At 40.1% G+C, this 20,465-nt stretch carries 21 protein-coding genes; 17 read left to right on the forward strand and 4 right to left on the reverse strand.

All coding sequences use genetic code 11. The features are described 5' to 3' along the window. The first annotated feature begins 27 nt into the window (after nucleotides 1-27). Nucleotides 28-612 carry a TlpA family protein disulfide reductase gene (locus ACTF6W_RS02115; RefSeq protein WP_438992884.1) on the forward strand — a complete coding sequence of 195 codons (585 nt, stop codon included), beginning with the start codon at nucleotides 28-30 and terminating at the stop codon, nucleotides 610-612. Here ACTF6W_RS02115 and ACTF6W_RS02120 read toward each other — a convergent pair. Then, nucleotides 609-1,064: a Fur family transcriptional regulator gene (locus tag ACTF6W_RS02120; RefSeq protein WP_438992885.1), complete on the reverse strand. Its 456-nt coding sequence runs from the start codon at nucleotides 1,062-1,064 to the stop codon at nucleotides 609-611. The genes ACTF6W_RS02115 and ACTF6W_RS02120 overlap by 4 nt on opposite strands. A 607-nt stretch (nucleotides 1,065-1,671) precedes the next feature. On the opposite strand from ACTF6W_RS02120, the gene ACTF6W_RS02125 reads away from it, so the two are divergent. From ACTF6W_RS02125 to ACTF6W_RS02200, 16 genes are all read left to right on the forward strand, one after another. Continuing rightward, nucleotides 1,672-3,786: a TonB-dependent receptor gene (locus ACTF6W_RS02125; RefSeq protein WP_438992886.1), complete on the forward strand. Its 2,115-nt coding sequence runs from the start codon at nucleotides 1,672-1,674 to the stop codon at nucleotides 3,784-3,786. 297 nt (nucleotides 3,787-4,083) lie between these two features. After that, nucleotides 4,084-4,596, forward strand: coding sequence for a 50S ribosomal protein L21 (rplU, locus tag ACTF6W_RS02130; protein WP_438992887.1), 513 nt, complete (start codon nucleotides 4,084-4,086; stop codon nucleotides 4,594-4,596). A gap of 2 nt (nucleotides 4,597-4,598) precedes the next feature. Further along, complete coding sequence (gene rpmA, locus ACTF6W_RS02135; RefSeq protein WP_438992888.1) at nucleotides 4,599-4,847, forward strand: 50S ribosomal protein L27; 249 nt, start codon at nucleotides 4,599-4,601, stop codon at nucleotides 4,845-4,847. 133 nt (nucleotides 4,848-4,980) lie between these two features. Further along, the gene (gene obgE / locus ACTF6W_RS02140; RefSeq protein WP_438992889.1) at nucleotides 4,981-6,051 is read left to right on the forward strand and encodes a GTPase ObgE; all 1,071 of its coding nucleotides are present in this window, start codon (nucleotides 4,981-4,983) and stop codon (nucleotides 6,049-6,051) included. Between the two features lie 2 nt (nucleotides 6,052-6,053). Then, nucleotides 6,054-7,184 (forward strand): glutamate 5-kinase, encoded by a 1,131-nt coding sequence (gene proB / locus ACTF6W_RS02145; RefSeq protein WP_438992890.1) that lies wholly within the window; start codon nucleotides 6,054-6,056, stop codon nucleotides 7,182-7,184. Between the two features lie 4 nt (nucleotides 7,185-7,188). Then, entirely contained in the window at nucleotides 7,189-8,457 is a 1,269-nt protein-coding gene (locus tag ACTF6W_RS02150; RefSeq protein ID WP_438992891.1) for a glutamate-5-semialdehyde dehydrogenase, read from the forward strand. Next, nucleotides 8,438-9,055 carry a nicotinate-nucleotide adenylyltransferase gene (locus tag ACTF6W_RS02155; protein ID WP_438992892.1) on the forward strand — a complete coding sequence of 206 codons (618 nt, stop codon included), beginning with the start codon at nucleotides 8,438-8,440 and terminating at the stop codon, nucleotides 9,053-9,055. The genes ACTF6W_RS02150 and ACTF6W_RS02155 overlap by 20 nt, the downstream gene beginning before the upstream one ends. A gap of 2 nt (nucleotides 9,056-9,057) precedes the next feature. Further along, a complete protein-coding gene (gene rsfS, locus ACTF6W_RS02160) occupies nucleotides 9,058-9,495 on the forward strand; it encodes a ribosome silencing factor (RefSeq protein WP_438992893.1) in 438 nt (145 codons plus the stop codon). Further along, a complete protein-coding gene (gene rlmH, locus ACTF6W_RS02165) occupies nucleotides 9,492-9,950 on the forward strand; it encodes a 23S rRNA (pseudouridine(1915)-N(3))-methyltransferase RlmH (RefSeq protein ID WP_438992894.1) in 459 nt (152 codons plus the stop codon). The genes rsfS and rlmH overlap by 4 nt, the downstream gene beginning before the upstream one ends. A 70-nt stretch (nucleotides 9,951-10,020) precedes the next feature. Further along, nucleotides 10,021-11,574, forward strand: coding sequence for a 2,3-bisphosphoglycerate-independent phosphoglycerate mutase (gene gpmI, locus ACTF6W_RS02170; protein ID WP_438992895.1), 1,554 nt, complete (start codon nucleotides 10,021-10,023; stop codon nucleotides 11,572-11,574). A 21-nt stretch (nucleotides 11,575-11,595) separates the two neighbouring features. Then, a complete protein-coding gene (locus ACTF6W_RS02175) occupies nucleotides 11,596-12,879 on the forward strand; it encodes a murein hydrolase activator EnvC family protein (RefSeq protein WP_438992896.1) in 1,284 nt (427 codons plus the stop codon). A 19-nt stretch (nucleotides 12,880-12,898) separates the two neighbouring features. Beyond that, nucleotides 12,899-14,266 (forward strand): S41 family peptidase, encoded by a 1,368-nt coding sequence (locus ACTF6W_RS02180; RefSeq protein ID WP_438992897.1) that lies wholly within the window; start codon nucleotides 12,899-12,901, stop codon nucleotides 14,264-14,266. 45 nt (nucleotides 14,267-14,311) lie between these two features. After that, nucleotides 14,312-15,430, forward strand: coding sequence for a divergent polysaccharide deacetylase family protein (locus ACTF6W_RS02185; protein WP_438992898.1), 1,119 nt, complete (start codon nucleotides 14,312-14,314; stop codon nucleotides 15,428-15,430). Further along, nucleotides 15,430-15,900, forward strand: a complete 471-nt coding sequence (locus ACTF6W_RS02190) for an RNA pyrophosphohydrolase (RefSeq protein ID WP_438992899.1) — start codon at nucleotides 15,430-15,432, stop codon at nucleotides 15,898-15,900. Before ACTF6W_RS02185 ends, ACTF6W_RS02190 begins: the two co-directional genes overlap by 1 nt. 3 nt (nucleotides 15,901-15,903) lie before the next feature. After that, nucleotides 15,904-16,731, forward strand: coding sequence for a hypothetical protein (locus ACTF6W_RS02195; RefSeq protein ID WP_438992900.1), 828 nt, complete (start codon nucleotides 15,904-15,906; stop codon nucleotides 16,729-16,731). Between the two features lies 1 nt (nucleotide 16,732). Next, nucleotides 16,733-17,599, forward strand: a complete 867-nt coding sequence (locus tag ACTF6W_RS02200) for a hypothetical protein (RefSeq protein ID WP_438992901.1) — start codon at nucleotides 16,733-16,735, stop codon at nucleotides 17,597-17,599. Between the two features lie 75 nt (nucleotides 17,600-17,674). Here the strand turns inward: ACTF6W_RS02200 and ACTF6W_RS02205 are convergent, their stop codons facing one another. Genes ACTF6W_RS02205 through ACTF6W_RS02215 form a run of 3 tightly spaced genes read right to left on the reverse strand, consistent with a single transcriptional unit; the run spans nucleotide 17,675 to nucleotide 20,455 of the window. Then, the gene (locus tag ACTF6W_RS02205) at nucleotides 17,675-18,085 is read right to left on the reverse strand and encodes a F0F1 ATP synthase subunit epsilon (protein WP_438992902.1); all 411 of its coding nucleotides are present in this window, start codon (nucleotides 18,083-18,085) and stop codon (nucleotides 17,675-17,677) included. 21 nt (nucleotides 18,086-18,106) lie between these two features. Then, complete coding sequence (gene atpD, locus ACTF6W_RS02210; RefSeq protein ID WP_438992903.1) at nucleotides 18,107-19,531, reverse strand: F0F1 ATP synthase subunit beta; 1,425 nt, start codon at nucleotides 19,529-19,531, stop codon at nucleotides 18,107-18,109. Between the two features lie 45 nt (nucleotides 19,532-19,576). Continuing rightward, entirely contained in the window at nucleotides 19,577-20,455 is an 879-nt protein-coding gene (locus ACTF6W_RS02215) for a F0F1 ATP synthase subunit gamma (protein WP_438992904.1), read from the reverse strand. Between the last annotated feature and the right edge of the window lie 10 nt (nucleotides 20,456-20,465).

A 20,465-nucleotide genomic window follows, 5' to 3' on the forward strand; every position in this document is an offset into this window, starting at 1 on the left:
AATCTTTATTTTAATCTTGAGGATCAAATGAAAAATAAAACAATATATATTCTCTCTTTCATCGTCCTTATGGGCGGTGTTTTTTCTTTCTATGATTTAGGGAATACGCCAAATACGAACGTACCGCAAGGCCTTACGGCAGGTGCGATGAAAAGATTTGTATTTCATGACCGTGCTGTACCCGCGACAACCACAAAATTTCAAGATGAAAGTGGTAATGAGGTTTCTTTCTCAGATTATAAAGGTAAAGTCATTCTTGTTAATTTCTGGGCGACGTGGTGTGCTCCGTGCATAAGAGAAATGCCTGATCTCAATAATCTTCAAAATGATTTAGGCGGAGAAAATTTCGAAGTTGTTCTTGTATCTGAAAATCAAGATGGCATTGAAAGCTCGCTAAAATTTATTAAAGACAACAATATTTCTAATTTAACTACTCATATCGATGACAATAGAAATGTTGCCAGAACTTTAAAGACAAAAGCATTACCCACCAGCATACTAATAGATGCCGATGGGTTTGAAGTGGGTCGCCTTATTGGCCCGGCTGAATGGAATTCAGGTGATGCAAAAGCATTAATCAATTTCGTAATCTCAAAAGGAAAACAAACTTAATTATTGCATCTATCACAAGAGACAATTAGTTCCAAATGATAGCTATCAACTCGATAACCACTTTGAGAAATGCTCTTATCAAACAATTTTATCAAATTCTCATCATCAATTGATGAAACTTCCCCACAATGCTTACAAATAAGCATTAGTGATTCTTGATTCGCTGATTTCGGGTGTTCGTGGGCAATAAAAGTTCTTGTGCTTACAATGCGTTTGACCAAACCTTTGCTAGAAAGTTCATTTAACGCACGGTAAACAGTTGCCGCGGCATTAACACCTTTCTTTCTTAATAGGTCGAGAAGTTCATATGCACCGGCTGACCGTCCAAGGTTTAATAAGGTTTCATAAACCATCTTTTGATTAGATGTCAGACGATATGTGTTTACGATTTTTCTTTGGTCTTGTTTAAGACCAGTAATGTGATTTTTATTTACTAAGGCTGTCCTGCTCATAGCTTATTCCTAATATCCTGAGAAAAGGAAAACGGCTCTAAAAATGGCTGTTATCTTTTCATGATTAATATAAAATTATTTCAGAAAATTAGAATAAGGGCGGTGCGCGTGAGGATGGTTTTACCCAGGTTATCTGCAGTAAATTTTGTTTAACACACACAAATACAGTATTAATCTTGCTAATGTGTGTCGCATTATAAATTTTAGCATCATTTATTTTGTCTTTACCAACCTCCGCAACTTTACAAACAACGCAGTCATCGGAATGTTGATGTTGATGATCATGTTGAGGTAATTGACTATGGTAAAAATTCAGCAGATGGTTTGGGTTGTAGTTACGCTGATAATGGTTATGCATAGCCACAGTACTTTGTGCCCATACAAGCACAATAGAAAGAAATACCATTAGATATTTATATGGTTTCTGCATAAACTTTTCCGCATTGAATAAGTTCACAATGTAATATTGTTACGCAAGCATCCCAGTCTTGTCAACAAATATGCCGATTTGGCCCATTAACATTCCTTGAAATTTCTTCAAAAAATAATACTTGAATGTTACAATATAACGCACTAGTTTGAGGCAAATTTCAATAGGACATAAAAAATGAATAAATTATATTTAAGAAGCAGTATAATAGCTTTAACTATTGGTATGACGGCGGGTACGTCTACTTTTGCGCAAGAAACAAATGAACAACCCTTGCATGATCATGGCCATGATGTTGATGTGGTTTTTGCTACGACTTCTCCTCACAAGAAAAGCCGTTTTGATATTCTTCAAGGTAGCAACATTCTTTCTGATGATAAATTACAGGAAAGTCTTGAAGCCACTATAGGTGAAACTCTTTCTAATCTTCCCGGCGTCTCTTCTACTGCTTTTGGCCAAGGGGCAAGTCGCCCGATAATTCGTGGACTTGGTGGTGACCGTATCCGCGTACTAATTAATGGTATTGGTAGCATTGATGCTTCAAGCACAAGCCCAGACCATGCCGTTGCGGGTGATCCTTTAACAGCAGAACGCATTGAAATTCTGCGCGGGGCAAGCACGTTATTATACGGAAACAATGCCGTTGGTGGTGTAGTTAACATTATTGACAATCGCATCCCGTTTTACGTCCCTGAAAATGGCGTTTCCGGTAGAGCTCGTCTTTCGGTTGATTCTGTTAGTAATGATCGCTCTGGTGGCGGTGCAGTAGATTTCGCAGTTACGGATAATTTTGTCGTTCATGTCGATGGGTATTTCCGACGTACTGATGATTTTAGCATCCCGGGATACGCTGAAAGCGCCAGACAACGCGCACTCGAAGAAGCAGAACATGAAGAAGAGGAAGGCGAAGAGCACGAAGAAGAAGAGCAATTCGGAAGTGTAGAAAATTCTGATGTCGATAATAAGGGCGGCACTTTCGGCGCTGGCTGGATTGGTGAAAACTTCAACTTTGGTATGTCTTTCAACATTAATGACAGCGATTACGGTGTTCCAGCCCATGGCCATGAACATGGTGAGGAAGAAGAAGAGGAAGAAGGTGAAGAGCATGATGAAGAAGAAGAAATCGTGCGCATCAATCTTGATCAAAAACGTTTTGATTTAAAAGGTGATATCCAACAAGATTTCCTTGTTTTCGAAGAAGCTCGATTGAGATTCGGTTATGCGGACTATAAACATATTGAACTCGAAGGCGACGAAGTCGGCACAACTTTTACCAATAAAGGTTGGGAAGGACGACTAGAGTTTGTTCAACAACAAGTTGGAAAATTACATGGAACTGTCGGCGTTCAAATACGTGACCGTGATTTCTCCGCAATCGGTGAAGAAGCATTCGTTGCGCCGAATGATACATTTCAATGGGGTGTATTTGCCCTAGAAGAAATTGAAATTGAACCAATAACTTTTGAATTTGGTGGCCGATTTGATCGTCAAACCACGGAAAATAAAGCCCTAAATATTAAAAGGTCATATAATAGTTTAAGTTTCTCAGGAGGTGCTGCTATTCACCCTACTGAAAATGACCTTATTGGTATAAGCTTGAGCCGTTCTGAACGCGCACCAACACCGGAAGAATTATTTTCTAACGGACCCCATCTTGCAACAAATGCATTTGAAGTCGGTGACATTAACTTAGACACTGAAAAAGCGATAAGTGCTGAATTAACGCTTAAACGTAATTTAGGTCGCTTTAGTGGTAGTGTGAACGTTTATCACACATGGTATAAGGATTTTATCTTTCAAGATGAAAGTGGTACAGAAGTGGACGGCTTAAATTTACTGCAGTTCCGTGCACAAGATGCAACTTTTTATGGTGCAGAAGCTGAAATGGCGTACACTTTAATCGACAATGAAAGCTATGCAGTGATTTTGTCTGCGAGTGGCGATGTTATTCATGCACGTTTTGCTAATAATGGTGGTGTAATTCCAAGAATTCCAGCCGCCAGCGGAAGTGCTGGAATTGAATACCAAAGTAATAATTTTGATGTCGGTACAAATGTTCGGTATGTTGCAGGCAGAACCACAACAGCACCTGGTGTTTTACCGACTGATGGTTTTACGACTGTCGACGCTTCCGTTACATGGCGTCCATTTGGTACAGAGAGAGATTTGAATGTTCGCTTCCAAGCGCTAAATTTAACAAATGCCGAAAGACGTCAACATGCATCATTCTTAAAAGATCTGGTGCCACTTCCTGGAAGAAACTTCAGATTATCCGTAAATTACGGCTTTTAATATAATAACTTAGCTTTTTTCTGGCTCTTAAGATTTTTATTCGTCTTAATCTTATGAGCCATTTTTTATTTGATTTCTAATCCGTGATTAATGTCTTTTGATATTTCATGATTATGCATTACGAAAAAAAGAGAGAAAACCCTTGACAGAAGCGGTCTGAACGCTATATTTCGCCCACTTTGAAAAGCGAGTTTGAGTCTCGCATTTTTTAAAGATGACATTCGTCATAAACCGGTCAGAAAATATGAACAAAGTTCATTACCGGCTATGACCAGAAGAAAAAACAGGAAACAAATTATGTTTGCAGTCATCAAAACAGGCGCCAAACAATATAAAGTTGCAGTTGGCGATGTAATTAAAGTTGAGAAATTAGACGGCGAAGCCGGCGATACAGTTTCTCTGGAAAACGTATTAATGTTCGGCGACGACAAAGGCGTTAAGGTTGGAACACCTACCATCTCAGGTACAGTTGTAACAGCTGAAATTCTTGAACAAGCTCGTGCAGCTAAAATTATCGTTTTCAAGAAAAAACGTCGTCACAATTATCGCCGTAAAGCAGGCCACAGACAAGAACAAACAGTTCTTCGTGTTACCGAAATCGGTAAAGGCGCTGCTAAGAAAGCTGCTCCTAAGAAGGCAGCTGCTAAAAAAGAAGATACAAAGGCTGAAGAGAAAAAAGCGCCTGCAAAAAAAGCTCCAGCGAAAAAAGCTGCTGCTAAAAAGCCGGCCGCTAAGAAAGCAGCCCCAAAAAAAGCCGCTGCTAAAAAACCTGCAGCTAAGAAAACCGCAACTAAAACTAAGGAGAAATAATAATGGCACATAAGAAAGCTGGTGGTAGTTCAAGGAACGGTCGCGATTCAGCAGGTCGCCGCCTTGGTGTTAAAAAGTTCGGTGGTGAAGCCGTGATCCCTGGAAACATCATTGTTCGCCAACGTGGTACAAAGTTCTACCCGGGAGACAATGTAGGCATGGGTAAAGATCACACTCTTTTCGCTTTGACTGAAGGAAAGATCAAATTTTACAAAGGCAAACTAAAGCGTAACTTCGTTACTGTAGAATAAAAGCCTAAAATTAGATTTTAAAAAGTCATATTAGATTTGAAAAAGGAGATTGATCATTCACTCTCCTTTTTTTACGTCTAATTTCTATAGAACTAAGGTATAGTTCTGAATTATTATTAACCGTGGAAGCATTATGAAGTTTCTAGACCAATGTAAAATATATATTAAATCGGGCGCAGGCGGTGTTGGCTGTATGAGTTTTCGTCGCGAAAAATGTGTCGAATTTGGCGGCCCTGATGGCGGAAATGGTGGTGCAGGCGGTCACGTGATGATCGAAGCCGTTGAAGGCTTAAATACCCTAATTGATTATCGATATAAGCAGCATTTCAAGGCATCAAGAGGGATGCACGGAATGGGTGGTAATCGCACCGGAGCAAAAGGCGACGATATCATATTATCCGTTCCTGTTGGCACACAAATATTCGATGAAAATAATGATATTATGCTGGCTGATCTTACTGAAGTCGGCCAAACTGTTCTAATGCTTGAAGGTGGTCACCCTGGGCGCGGAAATGCAAGCTTTAAGACGTCCGTCAATCAAGCTCCTCGCCAAATTACAGAAGGCGGACCCGCAGAAGAAATGTGGGTTTGGATGCAGTTAAAATTGATGGCTGACACTGGTTTAGTTGGTCTTCCAAATGCAGGAAAATCAACTTTTCTATCCGCAGCAAGCCGTGCAAAACCAAAAATAGCTGATTATCCTTTCACGACTTTGAAGCCACAACTTGGTGTCGTTTATGTCGATAAAAAAGAATTTGTTGTCGCTGACATTCCTGGTCTTATTAAAGGAGCACATGAAGGTCATGGTCTTGGTGATCGTTTCTTAGGTCATGTTGAACGCTGCGCTACAATACTACATGTCATTGACGCAACGGGTGAGGATATTGCAGAAGCCTATACAACAATACGAAAAGAATTAGAGCAATATGGCGAAGGACTTGCCGATAAAAAAGAAATTATAGCCCTTAATAAGATTGATGCTCTTGATGAAGAATTAGTTGAGATGCTTTCTCATGAATTAAAGCAAGTAACAAAGTCACCTATCATGCCAATTTCCGGCGTTTCAGGACAGGGCGTTGATCAATTACTTAGAGCACTTCTTTCTAATGTTGAAGATGTTCGTCAACTTGAAAAGGCTCAAAAAGATAAGGATGCCCTTTCTTCAGTAGAAAAGGTCTCTGAAGAAAAATGGTCACCGGTATAATCATGAATGAAACCGCTTCAAAAAATATCATGGAAGAAATTAATCGTGTCGTAATAAAAATCGGATCGGCACTACTCGTGGATGAGAAAAGTGGAAAAATTCGTTCCGATTGGCTTTCCTCCGTTGCCGAAGATGTGGCCAAATTAAAAAAAGAAGGGAAAGACGTCATATTAGTCTCTTCCGGCTCTATTGCTTTAGGACGCAAAATACTCGGATTAAACATGGCGAAAAAGCTTGTCGAAAATCAAGCAGCTGCCGCAATTGGTCAGATTGAACTGGCATCAACATTCAGGGAAAAGCTCGCAAAACATGATATTGCCGTCGCTCAAGTGCTTTTAACATATAGCAATACGGAAAACCGAGATCAGTATTTAAATGCGCGCGGTACAATCAATAGGCTATTAAAATTAGGCGTTGTTCCCGTAATTAATGAGAATGATACGGTCGCAACTGATGAAGTTCGTTTCGGCGACAATGATAGATTAGCCGCACGAGTTTCAAGCATGTGTTCTGCAGATCTATTATTTTTATTATCAGATATCGATGGACTATTCAGCAAAGACCCCAGAGCAAATAAAGATGCGAAATTTATCCCTGTCGTTGAAAAAATTACCCCTGAAATAGAAGATATGGCCGGTGAGCCTATTTCCACAGGATTTGGTAGTGGCGGTATGATTACTAAAATTGCGGCAGCTCAAATTGCTATGACAGGTGGATGTCATATGGTTATCTCAAACGGTACTTTAATGAACCCTATCACAGAATATCTTTCGACCAAAAAAGGGACTTGGTTTAACGCATCAACGACGCCGATGGTCGCAAAGAAAAAATGGATAGCAGGTGCCTTATCACCTGTTGGAAACTTAATCATTGATGATGGCGCTGAAAAGGCTTTACGCAATGGAAAAAGCCTCCTTCCCGCAGGGGTTGTTAAAGTAGAAGGTGAATTCGTAAGAGGTGATACTGTAAAAATTTTGAACCAATCAGGACAGGAAATTGCACGGGGTCTAATGGCATATACATCAGAGGATGCTGAAAAAATCTTAGGGTCAAAAAGCAGTGAAATTGAAAATATTTTAGGATACGGTGGGCGTGAAGAATTAATCCATCGAAGTGATATGGTAATGAGTTAATAAAATGAATAATGAAAAAGATATTAAAGAATTAATGCAAGAAATCGGTAAAGACGCGCAAAAGGCGAGTAGTATTCTCTCATTGGCGAGTTCTGAGCAAAAAAATAATGCCTTATTAGGAGCGGCTGCAGCCGTTCGTATCGCAAAAGACGAAATTTTAATCGCAAATAACAAAGACATGGAAATTGCGAAAGGACGCGGCTTAACCGGTGCGATGCTTGACCGACTATTACTTGATGACGATCGCATCGAGGCAATTGCAAAAAGCATTGAAGATATTGTGGCCCTAAAAGATCCAATTGGGGATGTGCTTGAAACAGTTGAACGCCCTAATGGCTTAAAAATATCTCGTGTCCGAGTCCCGCTTGGTGTTATTGGTGTTATTTTTGAATCACGTCCTAATGTCGCCGCTGATGCAGGTGTGTTATGTTTAAAATCCGGTAATGCCTCTATCCTTAGGTGTGGCAGTGAAAGTGCGCATTCAAGTCGCGCGATCCATTCGTGTTTAAAAGAAGGGTTGAAATCTGCGAATTTACCGGAAACGGCAATTCAACTGATACCGACACAAGACCGTTCAGCCGTTGGGGAGTTATTAGGGCTAGCCGAATACGTGGACATTATAGTTCCAAGAGGCGGAAAAGGGTTAATCGAGCGTGTGCAGAATGATAGCCGCGTTCCTGTCATGGCACATCTTGACGGTATATGCCATATTTACATTGATGGTGAAGCTGACCTAGAAAAATCAGTCGCTATTACATTAAACGCTAAAATGCGCCGTACAGGAATTTGCGGATCAGCAGAAACTTTATTGATTGATCAGAAAGTTATCGACAGCCATTTATTGCCCGTTCTTAGCGAGCTACAGCAAAATGGTTGTGAAATTCGCGGTGATAAGACAGTTATGGAAAATTTTGAAAAAACCGTTGAGGCATCAGAGGAAGATTGGTTAACAGAATACTTAGATGCAATCATATCTGTTAAAATCGTCGACGGCGTCCAAGGTGCAATAAACCACATCGCAAAATATGGCTCACAACATACAGATTCTATTATTACTGAAAATGCGTCTACTGCAGAAAAATTCTTGAATGAAGTCGATAGTGCTATTGTCATCCATAACGCATCAACACAATATGCTGATGGTGGTGAATTTGGAATGGGCGCTGAGATCGGTATCTCGACAGGCAAAATGCATGCACGTGGCCCTGTCGGATTACAAGAACTTACAAGTTATAAATATCAGGTTAGAGGGAATGGACAAACCAGACCATAATAAATCAGTTCAAAAAAAAATCGGTTTACTGGGCGGATCATTTAATCCCGCCCATGACGGGCATCTGGAAATTAGCTTAGCCGCGCTCGATAAAATTGATCTGGATGAGATTTGGTGGTTGATTTCACCAGGAAATCCATTAAAAAGCGACGAAGATAAAATTACCTATAACCAAAGATTTCAGTCAGCCTTGGATATCGTAAATGATGACCGCATCTTAGTCAGTGATTTTGAAGAAAAATTTAATACGCGCTATACGATTGATACGCTGAACTGTATAAAAAATGAATACCCAAAATTCTCATTCTTGTGGCTGATGGGTGCCGACAATCTTGAGCAGTTCAACAAATGGAAAGATTGGGAAAAAATAGCAAACACAGTTCCCATTGCGATTTTTAACCGTCCGAGTTATTCTAATGCCAATATTAAAAGTGTTGCGGCAAAGGCCCTAGAGAAATACCGAATTGATCAAGCTGATATTCGCAATTTATATAAATTAGAACCACCGGCTTGGAGTTTTTATGAAGCAACTAGCAACCCCGAGTCATCAACAAATATAAGAAATAAATTAAGTAATAACAAGAGGTTACAGACTTAAAAGTGTCAAACACAACTGAGTTAAAAGGTGAAAAAAGCCTTAATACGCCACTCTCAAAGGCGGATCTTCTAAAATTGGTTATCGATTCACTAGAAGACGACAAAGCTGAAGACATAGTTCAAATAGATTTAGCAGGAAAAACAAGCATCGCCGATTCGATGGTGATCGCTTCTGGTCGCTCCACAAGACAGGTTTCTGCAATAGCGGATCATCTATATCGAAAACTAAAACATGCAACCGAAAATGGCTGCAAATTAGAAGGCATGGAAAAAGCTGATTGGGTATTATTAGATGCGGGCGATATCATCATCCATATCTTCCGCCCTGAAGTTCGCAGTTTTTATAATTTAGAAAAAATGTGGGCCGCTGACTTTACGCCTGAAAAAATGAAACAGCAAAGTATAGACGCCCAAGATCAGGGTGATTTAGCAGAAGAATGAATATCGAAATTATTGCCGTAGGGCGAATGAAAAAAAGCCCGGAAGGTGAAATTTTAAACACTTACCTCAAGCGTTGTCCGTGGTCCGTTAAAATAACTGAAGTGGAAGAGCGTCGCCCTATAAAAGGGGTCGAGCGCATGGCACGGGAGGGTGATTTGATATTAAACGCCATTCCAAATGGTGCAATAGTCATTGCTCTTGATGAACGAGGCAAAGAAATGCGAAGTACTGCTTTTGCTGAAAAAATCAGAAATTATCAAGATCAGGGCATTTCTAACCTTGTTTTTCTTATTGGTGGTGCCGATGGTTATGATCTAATAGTAAAAGAGCGTGCGCAGCTCAAAATTTCTTTAGGCCATATGACTTGGCCCCATATGATGGTTCGCGCCATGCTCGGGGAGCAACTTTATCGAGCATCGACAATATTACAGGGACATCCCTATCACAAAGATTAATTCATTAAGAGTGCCTTAAGATTGCATCTTTATATTTTCCTTTAAAATTAAATGATTGTATAGTGAAACCATGACAAATCGAACATTAAAAAAGACCAAGCCCGTCGTCTTATGTATCTTGGATGGATGGGGTGCCCGAGAAGAAAGCGACAATAATGCTATCTTAATGGCAAACACGCCAAATTATGATGCGATCTGCGACAAATATCCTTCCGCATTTCTTAAAACTTCCGGCATGTCAGTAGGCCTTCCGGAAGGTCAAATGGGCAATTCAGAAGTCGGTCATATGAATATTGGTGGTGGTCGAGTTGTAAAACAAGAATTACCGCGCATCGATGATGCCATCGCAAATGATGACATTAAAAATATTGAATGCGTTCAAGAATCAATAACGAAATTAAAAGAAACAGGCGGAAGCTGCCATATCATGGGATTATTATCCCCGGGTGGCGTTCATAGTCATCAAGACCATATGGTTGGGGTTGCTAAAGAATATGCAAAAGCAGGTATTCCAGTTCTTATACATGGCTTTACCGATGGCCGCGACGTACCGCCAAAAAGCGCAAAAGAATTTGTTAAAAAATTTGAAGCCGATATTGCCAAGCTTGAAAATGTGTCACTCGCAACCATTAGTGGTCGATATTATGCTATGGATAGGGACAATCGATGGGATAGAGTGATTAAAGCACATGTCGCTATTAGTGATTCTAAGGGTTTAAGATCAGAAAATGCCTTAACCGCTATCGACAACGCTTATAATGCGGAATTAACTGATGAGTTTATCGAACCAACAATAATCGGATCATATGCTGGTATGAATAATGGTGATGCATTATTAATGGCCAATTTTCGCGCAGATCGGGCGCGTGAAATTATGGCAACATTTGTTGACCCAAATTTTTCAGGTTTTGAAAAAAGCCGAAATGTTCAATTATCATCGGCATTAGGATTAACAAAATACTCTGATGAATTAATACAGTATATGGATTGTTTATTCCCAACCGATCCACTCAAAGAAACATTAGGTGAAATTGTATCTGACCATAATCTTAAACAATTACGTATTGCCGAAACGGAAAAGTTCGCGCATGTAACCTTTTTCTTTAATGGTGGGAACGAAGACCTTTATAAGGGCGAAGAACGTATTTTGATCCCGTCACCAGATGTACCTACGTATAATTTGAAGCCGGAAATGTCCGCCCCCGACGTAACGGATAAACTTGTTAAAGCAATATTATCTAATAAGTTTGACTTGATTGTTGTGAATTTCGCCAATCCGGACATGGTCGGGCATACCGGTGTCCTTGAAGCAGCGCTTATAGCCGTCGAAACGATAGACACATCACTTGGCCGTTTAAAAGAGGCTTTAAATAAGGTAGGTGGTAGTATACTGATCACGGCAGACCATGGAAATATAGAATTGATGAAAAACCCAGACACGGGTGCCCCCCATACGGCGCATACAACCAATTTGGTGCCCTTCATTCTTTTAAATGAAGAAGCAGCAAACAACGATCAAATTTCATTACAGGATGGAGCCTTATGTGATGTAGCTCCAACCATTCTCGCTTTAATGAATATTGATAAACCCGATACGATGACTGGTCGTAACTTAATTACATAATTCTGGGAATAGCATCATAAAATGATCATTTTTAATATACTCAAGGCGATCAAAAATAGTTCACGGTATTTCACCGTATGCTGTCTTGGGATATTACTGTCTATTTCTTTTTCTCACGCTCAAATTAGAGAGAATGAACAAGAAAATTCTGAACGCCTTAATGAACTTCGCAAACAAATTGAAGAAACAGCAGAAAAAGCAGAGACACTAGAAAAACAGGCCATCGAAGTTCGTGAAGAAATCGCAGAAATACAGCAACAATTAATTAACTCTGCAGCAGACATTCAAAAAACTGAAGATCAAATCACCAATGGCGAAAATAATATAGCTGACTTATTGATTCGCGAAAAAAATCTTGAAGACCGTCTAAATGATAAAAAATTTGAAATGGCATCTACGCTTGGTGCAATGCAGCGTCTAAGTCTTCAGCAAACCAATGTTGTCGCTTTTAAACCCGGCGAAGCAATTGACACATTAAGAACGACATCCCTATTGAAAGTGATTTTACCAGATTTGAAGAACCGCGCGTCTTTGATTGAAAATGATTTAGATGAACTTAATGAAGTTCGATATGAAATCACGGAACAGAATACAATACTAAAGCAGCAATTAACCGTATTAGTGATTGCAAATAATGATATCGATGTCTTATTAAAAAAACGTATAGAACGTCAAAATTTACTTGATTTTTCAACGGCACAAGAACGTCAAAAATTAAAACAATTTGCGGAAAATGCCAAGGATTTACAAGACCTTATCGATCAAATTGAAACAGAGATAGCTTTACGTGATGAAGCCGCCAAGAAAGCAGAAACATTACTTCGCGACAGGCCAACATCATCTCGTAATAGCGTTAACACAGCAACCGCCCCAATCCCAAGAGACGGAACATCATTTGCAAATGCAAAAGGTAATTTACCACTTCCGGCTAGGGGTACTATAGGCCAATCATTCAATCAATTACTTGCAACTGGCAGCAGAGCCAAAGGCATTACAATTGATACAAGGCAAGGAGCAACTGTGATTGCTCCCCATGATGGTCGCATAGAATTTGCTGGAAAATTTCGGACCTATGGTCAATTATTAATTATATCACATGGTGACGGATATCATACGTTACTTGCAGGGATGGAAAATATTAATAGTATTGTAGGACAATGGGTATTAAAAGGAGAGCCTGTAGGACAAATGTCCAATGAGACAGGCTTGTCAAATTCTAAACAGAAATTATATGTAGAATTAAGACAAAAGGGAAAGCCAGTTAATCCGCTGCCATGGATGGTTGCCATGAATAATAGCCGGTAAGTAATAGAAAGGTAATTTTATGAGACACTTCTTCAAAACGACACTTTATGCCATTGGCTTTATGAGCATAACTTTGTCTAATCCATCATTTGCGGCAAAAACAGAAACATATAATCAGTTAAACTTATTTGCTGATGTGTTTGAACGTATTCGCGCCAATTATGTAAAAGATGTTGATGACGAAGAATTAATAGAAGCAGCGATCAATGGTATGTTGACTTCACTTGATCCTCATTCAACTTATCTAAATACGAAACGCTATGAAAATATGCGCGTTCAAACCAGTGGTGAATTTGGTGGTCTTGGTATTGAAGTGACAATGGACAAAGGTGTTATTCTGGTCGTAGCGCCTATGGATGATACTCCTGCGTTTCACGCTGGTGTAAAAGCCGGTGACTATATTACCAAAATTGACGGCGAACAAATTAACGGGCTTACATTAAACGAAGCCGTGGATAAAATGCGTGGTAAAGTTGATACAGATATTGATATTACCATAGTCAGAGAAGGCGAAAGTGACGTTATCGAATTAACGATCACACGCGCAATTATTGAAGTCCAGTCCGTTCGACACCGCATCGAAGATGAAATAGGATATGTTCGTATCTCTTCTTTCACTGAAAAAACAACCTCCGGTTTACGTGATGCCCTTAAAGAGATCGATGAAGAATTAGGTGATAATTTGCAAGGAATCGTTCTTGACTTAAGAAATAATCCAGGTGGCCTTCTCGATCAAGCTGTTGACGTATCAAGTACTTTTTTGGATCGCGGTGAAATTGTTTCAACACGTACACGCAACGATAAAAATATTCAGCGTTATAATGCGAAACCCGGTGACAACATTGATAAAAAATCCCTTGTGGTTTTGATTAATGGTGGTTCTGCTTCAGCGTCTGAGATTGTTGCGGGTGCCCTGCAAGACCATGAGCGCGCCGTCGTTGTGGGCACTCAATCCTTTGGGAAAGGATCCGTACAAACAGTAATGCCACTTTCGACTAATGGTGCTATGAGCTTAACCACTGCTTACTATTTTACGCCATCAGGAAATTCAATTCAAAATGAAGGTATAGTGCCAGATGTTGTTGTTGAACAGTTAAGGTTAAACGATAGCGAAGCCATAAGAGCAAGGCGTAGCGAAGCAAGCCTTCGTGGAAGCTTAGCCAATCCAAATGCCACTGATGAAGGCGATGATGAGGGCGAAGAAGATGACGATAATGATAACGAAGAAAACGAGACAGATGACGAAAATGCCGATGCAGATAACGATGAAGAAGAGGAAAACGAAGAGGAAGAGGCGCCTCGACTAACAACGGCACAAGATGATTATCAATTGAATTTTGCGCTCAATCTTATTCGTGGAATGGCTATTGCAAGGAATAACCAGTAAAATATCCTGTTTTATAATCAATAATTTATTGGAATTTTAAGACGCATGGCAGACGAACCTGAACTTAAAACCTCAACCAAACAAAAAGTGATGAACCCTCTGGTGCTTGCCTGGGGGTTTGTCTTAATTGGTTTATCCTTAACTGTGGCGTGGGTGATGTTTTCGGAAGAACCTGTTCAAAATGATGCTAACAAAGATCAACCCGTCACAATCAATGAAGATTTACCTCAAACAACTATTACAATTCCAGATGTAAATGTTCCAAATTCTGCCCCTAAATCTATAAATGATATGGCAATCCCAGCTGAAGAACCCTCCGTCAACGAAATGACGAAAGATATTTTGGCTACTCAAATGCCTTTGAAGGCCGCGCCTAACCAAAATCTATTGATTGAAGGACAGAATGGCTTAAAACCAACGCTCGGACCAGATGGGCTAATTGCGTGGAAAGAATATGCCCGCCCTTATGAGGGTCCAGAAGATAAGCCCCGCATTGCTATTCTCGTTACTGATATCGGTTTGAATTCTAAAAGCAGCACAATGGCGATTGAAAATTTACCAGGACAAGTTAACCTGGCATTTTCACCATATGGGCGAAACTTACAGGACTGGATGAATAAAGCTCGCGAAAAAGGTCACGAAGGATTTCTAATGCTGCCAACGGAACCTCTTAATTATCCTGATAGTGATCCAGGGCCCCATACACTCATTACCGATTTAAATGAACGTGAGAACCTATCACGGCTTGATTGGATCATCTCACGCGTTGGCGGGTATGTAGGCGTGGTTAATCATATGGGGTCAAAATTTACAGCATCAGAAGAAGCCCTTACACCGATCATTAATGATTTAAAGGATCGTGGTTTAATGTTTGTCGATGCTAGATCCACCCGCTTTAGCATGGCCGCCCGCCTTGCAAGACGGGCGAGCATGCCTAGAGCGATAAATGATCGTTACATAGACAATGTAATGACCGCTGAAGAAATTCAAAAGCAGTTAGGCGAACTGGAAAAAAACGCCAATACATTTGGCGCAGCGCTAGGTATTGCACGTGCATTGCCGCTAACAATTAATGAGATTGCAACATGGTCAATGTCTCTAGAAGAAAAAGGAATTGATTTGGTTCCCGTAACAGCCATAGCCAATCGCCAACCGATAAAATAATGATGAAGCAGAAATTACCTCACCGCCCCTGTGCCGGCATAATGTTATTAAATAGTGATAATCAGGTCTTTGTCGCAAAACGTATTGATACCCTTGTCGAAGCTTGGCAAATGCCGCAAGGAGGCATAGACGAAGGTGAAGACCCTAAAGAAGCCGCCATACGAGAACTTGAGGAAGAAACCGGCATTACAAATGCTTCAATAATTGCAGAATATGAAGGATGGCTTTCTTATGATTTACCTGAAGAACTTTATGGTAAAGTATGGAAAGGGAAATACGGCGGTCAAACCATGAAATGGTTCGTTATGCGATACAGTGGCCAAGATAAAGATATAAATATTGAAACAGAACATCCTGAATTTTCAGAATGGAAATGGACAGACATGAATAAGTTGCCTGATATGATTGTGCCTTTCAAAAAAAACCTTTATCAGAAGCTTGCTGATAAGTTTTCCTATCTCGCGGAATAATCAATGCTTGAAGAAAAAAATAAAATTCTAGACCCACTAGAAATCATAAAAAGATCTTATACAAATATTTTAGATCACTTCAAATCATACTTGGTGCTTTGCTACGTAATATTACTTCCGACATTTATTTATCAATATATATCGCCACTTAAAATTGATCCTAAAACAACACAGTTTATCGAAGTGTTACCCCGTCTAATATTCACGCTTTTAATATTGATTATCTTAGGAATTTTTTTAAATAGACTTTTCATGCTTGGTAAAGAACACCTTTTTAAACTGACCACCAAAAGTTTATTGGAAATTTTTAGCAAATATTTGCTTTATACAATTGCCCTTTCTATCGTCTTATTACTTGCACTCTTAAGCATCGGTTTGCTTATTGCACTCATATTAACCGTCATCAATTCTTCCATCGGCGCCAAAACGTTAGGTTCTGAAATTATTTCTTCCGTCGTTTGGGTTTTAATGGCACTGTTTTTATCATTAGTCGTCTTTCGTACATTACCAACATTTACAAGTATCGCTAATGGCAATCATCTAATCCCAATGAAAAGTGCGTATTATTACACCCGTAATAATAATAAAAATCTTGTAATTATTGCGCTTGCCTGTTTTTTACCCATGACCATGATTTCGGCACTTTTAGCGTATATGGTCTCTAATACTGGTGTTGAATCGAATACGATAAATTCAATTATTGCATTTATTTTGTTGCCAATCAGTATTTTACCTTATGCATTGCAGTTATCTGCTGGTGTGGAAATTTATAAAGAATTAGTTCCCATAGAACATAATTCTCCAAAACAAACATTGGATGTGAAAGTATAGTATGCGTTTTGAATGTTCCCCTATTTGTATTAATACCAGTCTTAAAGAAGCTTATAGTTTCTTATGGTACTACAAATGGAACCATACTTTTATCTCTGTCTTAGCGTTTCTTCCTTTCACCCTTATCGGGCTATCAGGCTTATTTGATCCGTTTTTTATGCCGCGGGCTTCAACGGAACTGGTACCAGATGGCTATAACATCTCTTTCATGCTTTATATTTTCACAACATATATTTGGGCTATTCCCTGCGTGATCTTATGGCATAGGCTTTATTTACTTGGGCCAGAACATTTATTAAAGAAGAAAATTTGGCCGATACTAACTCGGAGCATGGTCATTATATCAAAAGTATTATTTTTAATTGGTATCGCTTCACTGATTACAATTACTTGCGTCGCACTGCTTTTATACCTCATCACTGAAATGAATTTAAATGACAGTGTTTCAAACTTTATCGGATTGAGCGATAATGAATTCATGCGATTTGCCGTTATCATAACCGTTACGGGACTTATCACTTATCTTGTATTCTTAAGGTTTAGTTTGGCTATTTGTGCAAGAACCATCGGTAAACGGATCGGGCTATTAACATCCTGGCGTCTTACTGAGAAAAACACGATGCGCATGTTCTTAAGCTTTTTGTCAATTGTTCTCCCGTCAACCCTATTCACATATAGCTTTGTGTATTTATATCAAAAAAGCTTGGGATTAAACTTATTTTACTCTGGTGAAATACTTTCTAAACTTGATTATTTGCATATATTCATTCTTGCCCCAGTAATCACAATTCCTCTTTCTGCCATGTGTTCGCAGTGTGCGTCATTTTACCTTCATTGCGGCGGCGAAGAATGCCCTCAAGGCCTATAGTGAATATAAAGAAAGTCATAAAAAAAACCCCACCGATATTCATCAATGGGGTTTTCATAAAATAATATATTCAACTTAAGCGGCTTCGCGTTCCAAAACTTCTAAGATAGAAGCAACTTTGTCACGCGCCTTTTCAGCACGGGCCTTTGCTTCATCATCTTTTGCATCTTGAACATCTTCAGTTAAGTTTTTAAGCTCAGCTTCATAGCCAGCTTTATCCACTTCATTGATAGGCGTCGCCAGTTCAGCAAGGATCGTAAGGCCCGCAGAATTCACTTCAGCAAAACCACCAACCACAAGAAGCTTTTCCGGCTCGCCGCCATCATGAACTTCAATAACACCAGTACGTAATGTCGATACCACTGGCGCATGGGCAGGAAGAACACCAAAGTCACCTTCTGTGCCCGGCACAACAACCATATCCACATCCGCAGATTTTAAAAGCTTCGCTGGTGATACCAGTTCAAAATGAAGTTTATCGGCCATAACCGTTAAATCCTTTATTTATTAAGCAGCAGCGGCTGCCATTTTCTTCGCTTTTTCAATAACTTCATCAATACCGCCAACCATAAGGAAAGCTGCTTCTGGAAGATCGTCGTGATCACCGCTGATGATTGCTTTAAAGCTACGAATTGTTTCTTCAAGCTCAACAAACTTACCAGGCATGTTAGTAAATACTTCAGCAACATGGAATGGTTGTGACATAAAGCGTTCAACTTTACGTGCGCGAGATACCACAAGTTTATCATCTTCAGATAGTTCATCCATACCAAGAATAGCAATGATGTCTTGAAGTGATTTATATTTTTGCAGAATTTCTTGAACTTCACGGGCAACATTATAATGCTCTTCACCAACAACTTCAGCCGTAAGAATACGTGATGTTGAATCAAGTGGATCCACCGCAGGGTAAATACCTTTTTCAGAGATTGCACGATTAAGAACGGTTGTCGCGTCCAAATGGGCAAATGAAGCAGCAGGCGCAGGGTCAGTCAAGTCATCAGCAGGCACGTAAATGGCTTGCACAGATGTAATTGAACCCTTGCTTGTTGATGTAATACGTTCTTGAAGTGTACCCATGTCTGTTGCAAGAGTTGGTTGATAACCCACGGCAGAAGGAATACGACCAAGAAGCGCGGACACCTCAGCACCAGCTTGTGTAAAGCGGAAAATATTATCCACAAAGAATAGAACGTCTTGGTTTTCTACGTCACGGAAATATTCAGCAACCGTTAGACCCGTAAGAGCAACACGAGCACGCGCCCCAGGAGGCTCATTCATTTGACCATAAACAAGCGCCACTTTACTGTCGTCACCCTCAAGATCGATAACTTTACTTTCAATCATTTCATGGTAAAGATCGTTACCCTCACGAGTACGCTCACCAACTCCGGCGAAAACAGAATAACCACCAGCACCAATCGCGATGTTGTTAATCAATTCCATAATAAGCACTGTTTTACCAACACCCGCACCACCGAAGAGGCCAATTTTACCACCCTTCGCATATGGAGCAAGAAGGTCAACAACCTTAATACCGGTAACAAGAATTTCTGATTCAGTTGATTGCTCTGAGAACTCAGGCGCATCAGCATGAATTGGGGCAACGTCTTTATTTCCAATTGGGCCACGCTCATCAATCGGCTCACCGACAACGTTCATAATACGGCCTAATGTTTTTGGTCCAACAGGAACAGAGATTTGAGCACCCGTATCAGCAACTGGCATACCACGAACAAGACCGTCCGTGCTGTCCATCGCAATTGTACGAACTGTATTCTCACCCAGATGCTGCGCAACTTCGAGCACCAAACGGTTACCGTTATTGTCTAACTCAAGCGCTGACAAAATAGCAGGAAGATCGCCATCAAACTTAACGTCCACAACGGCACCAATTACCTGAACTACGTGACCTTTATTTTCTGTAGTCATAATCTTATTTAACTCCCGGGGCACTTATGCCCGCTTCAATGGTTCTTAAAGCGCTTCCGCGCCCGAAATAATTTCAATCAATTCATTTGTAATCACAGCCTGACGTGAACGGTTATACGTTGTACGCAGGTCATCAATCATTTCACCAGCATTACGGGTCGCATTATCCATCGCTGTCATACGAGAACCCTGTTCACTGGCTGCGTTTTCTAATAACGCGCGGAAAAGCTGCACACCAACATTGCGTGGTAGCAAATCTTCCAAAATTTCATTTTCATCAGGTTCATATTCGTAACAAGCATTTCCCAAATCAGCACCGCCTTCATCAGAAATTGATGCAGGAATAAGCTGAAGTGGAGTTACTTCTTGTGTAAGAACATTGATGAATTTAGCAAAGAAAAGCGTACATACATCATAATCGCCCGCTTCATACATTTCGATTAAACGAGACGCAATCGGTGAAGCATCATCAAACGCAAGATTTTTAACATGAGACATGTCAAAGTGCTGAACCATTTTGTCTTCATATTCACGCTTAAGTACACTGGCACCTTTTTTACCGATAGTGATAATTGTTACTTCTTTACCATCTTCAATAAGCGCTTTAATCTTTGCTTTTGCGGCTTTAACAATATTTGTATTAAATCCACCGCAAAGTCCGCGCTCTGATGTAGCAACAATAACCAATTGTTTCTGATCACTGCCAGTTCCAGCAAGTAAAGCCGGTCCGCCAGTTTGTCCTTTCATGCTTGAAGCAATTGAAGAAAGGACATTTTCCATACGTTCCGCATAAGGACGCGCCGCTTCCGCCGCATCCTGCGCTCTTTTAAGCTTTGATGCAGAAACCATTTTCATTGCTTTGGTGATCTTCTGCGTAGAAGTCACACTTGCAATTCGATTTCTGAGGTCTTTGAGGTTAGCCATACTGACTTAT

The sequence above is a fragment of the Pseudemcibacter sp. genome, assembly GCF_965661635.1.
Lineage (GTDB): Bacteria > Pseudomonadota > Alphaproteobacteria > Sphingomonadales > Emcibacteraceae > Pseudemcibacter.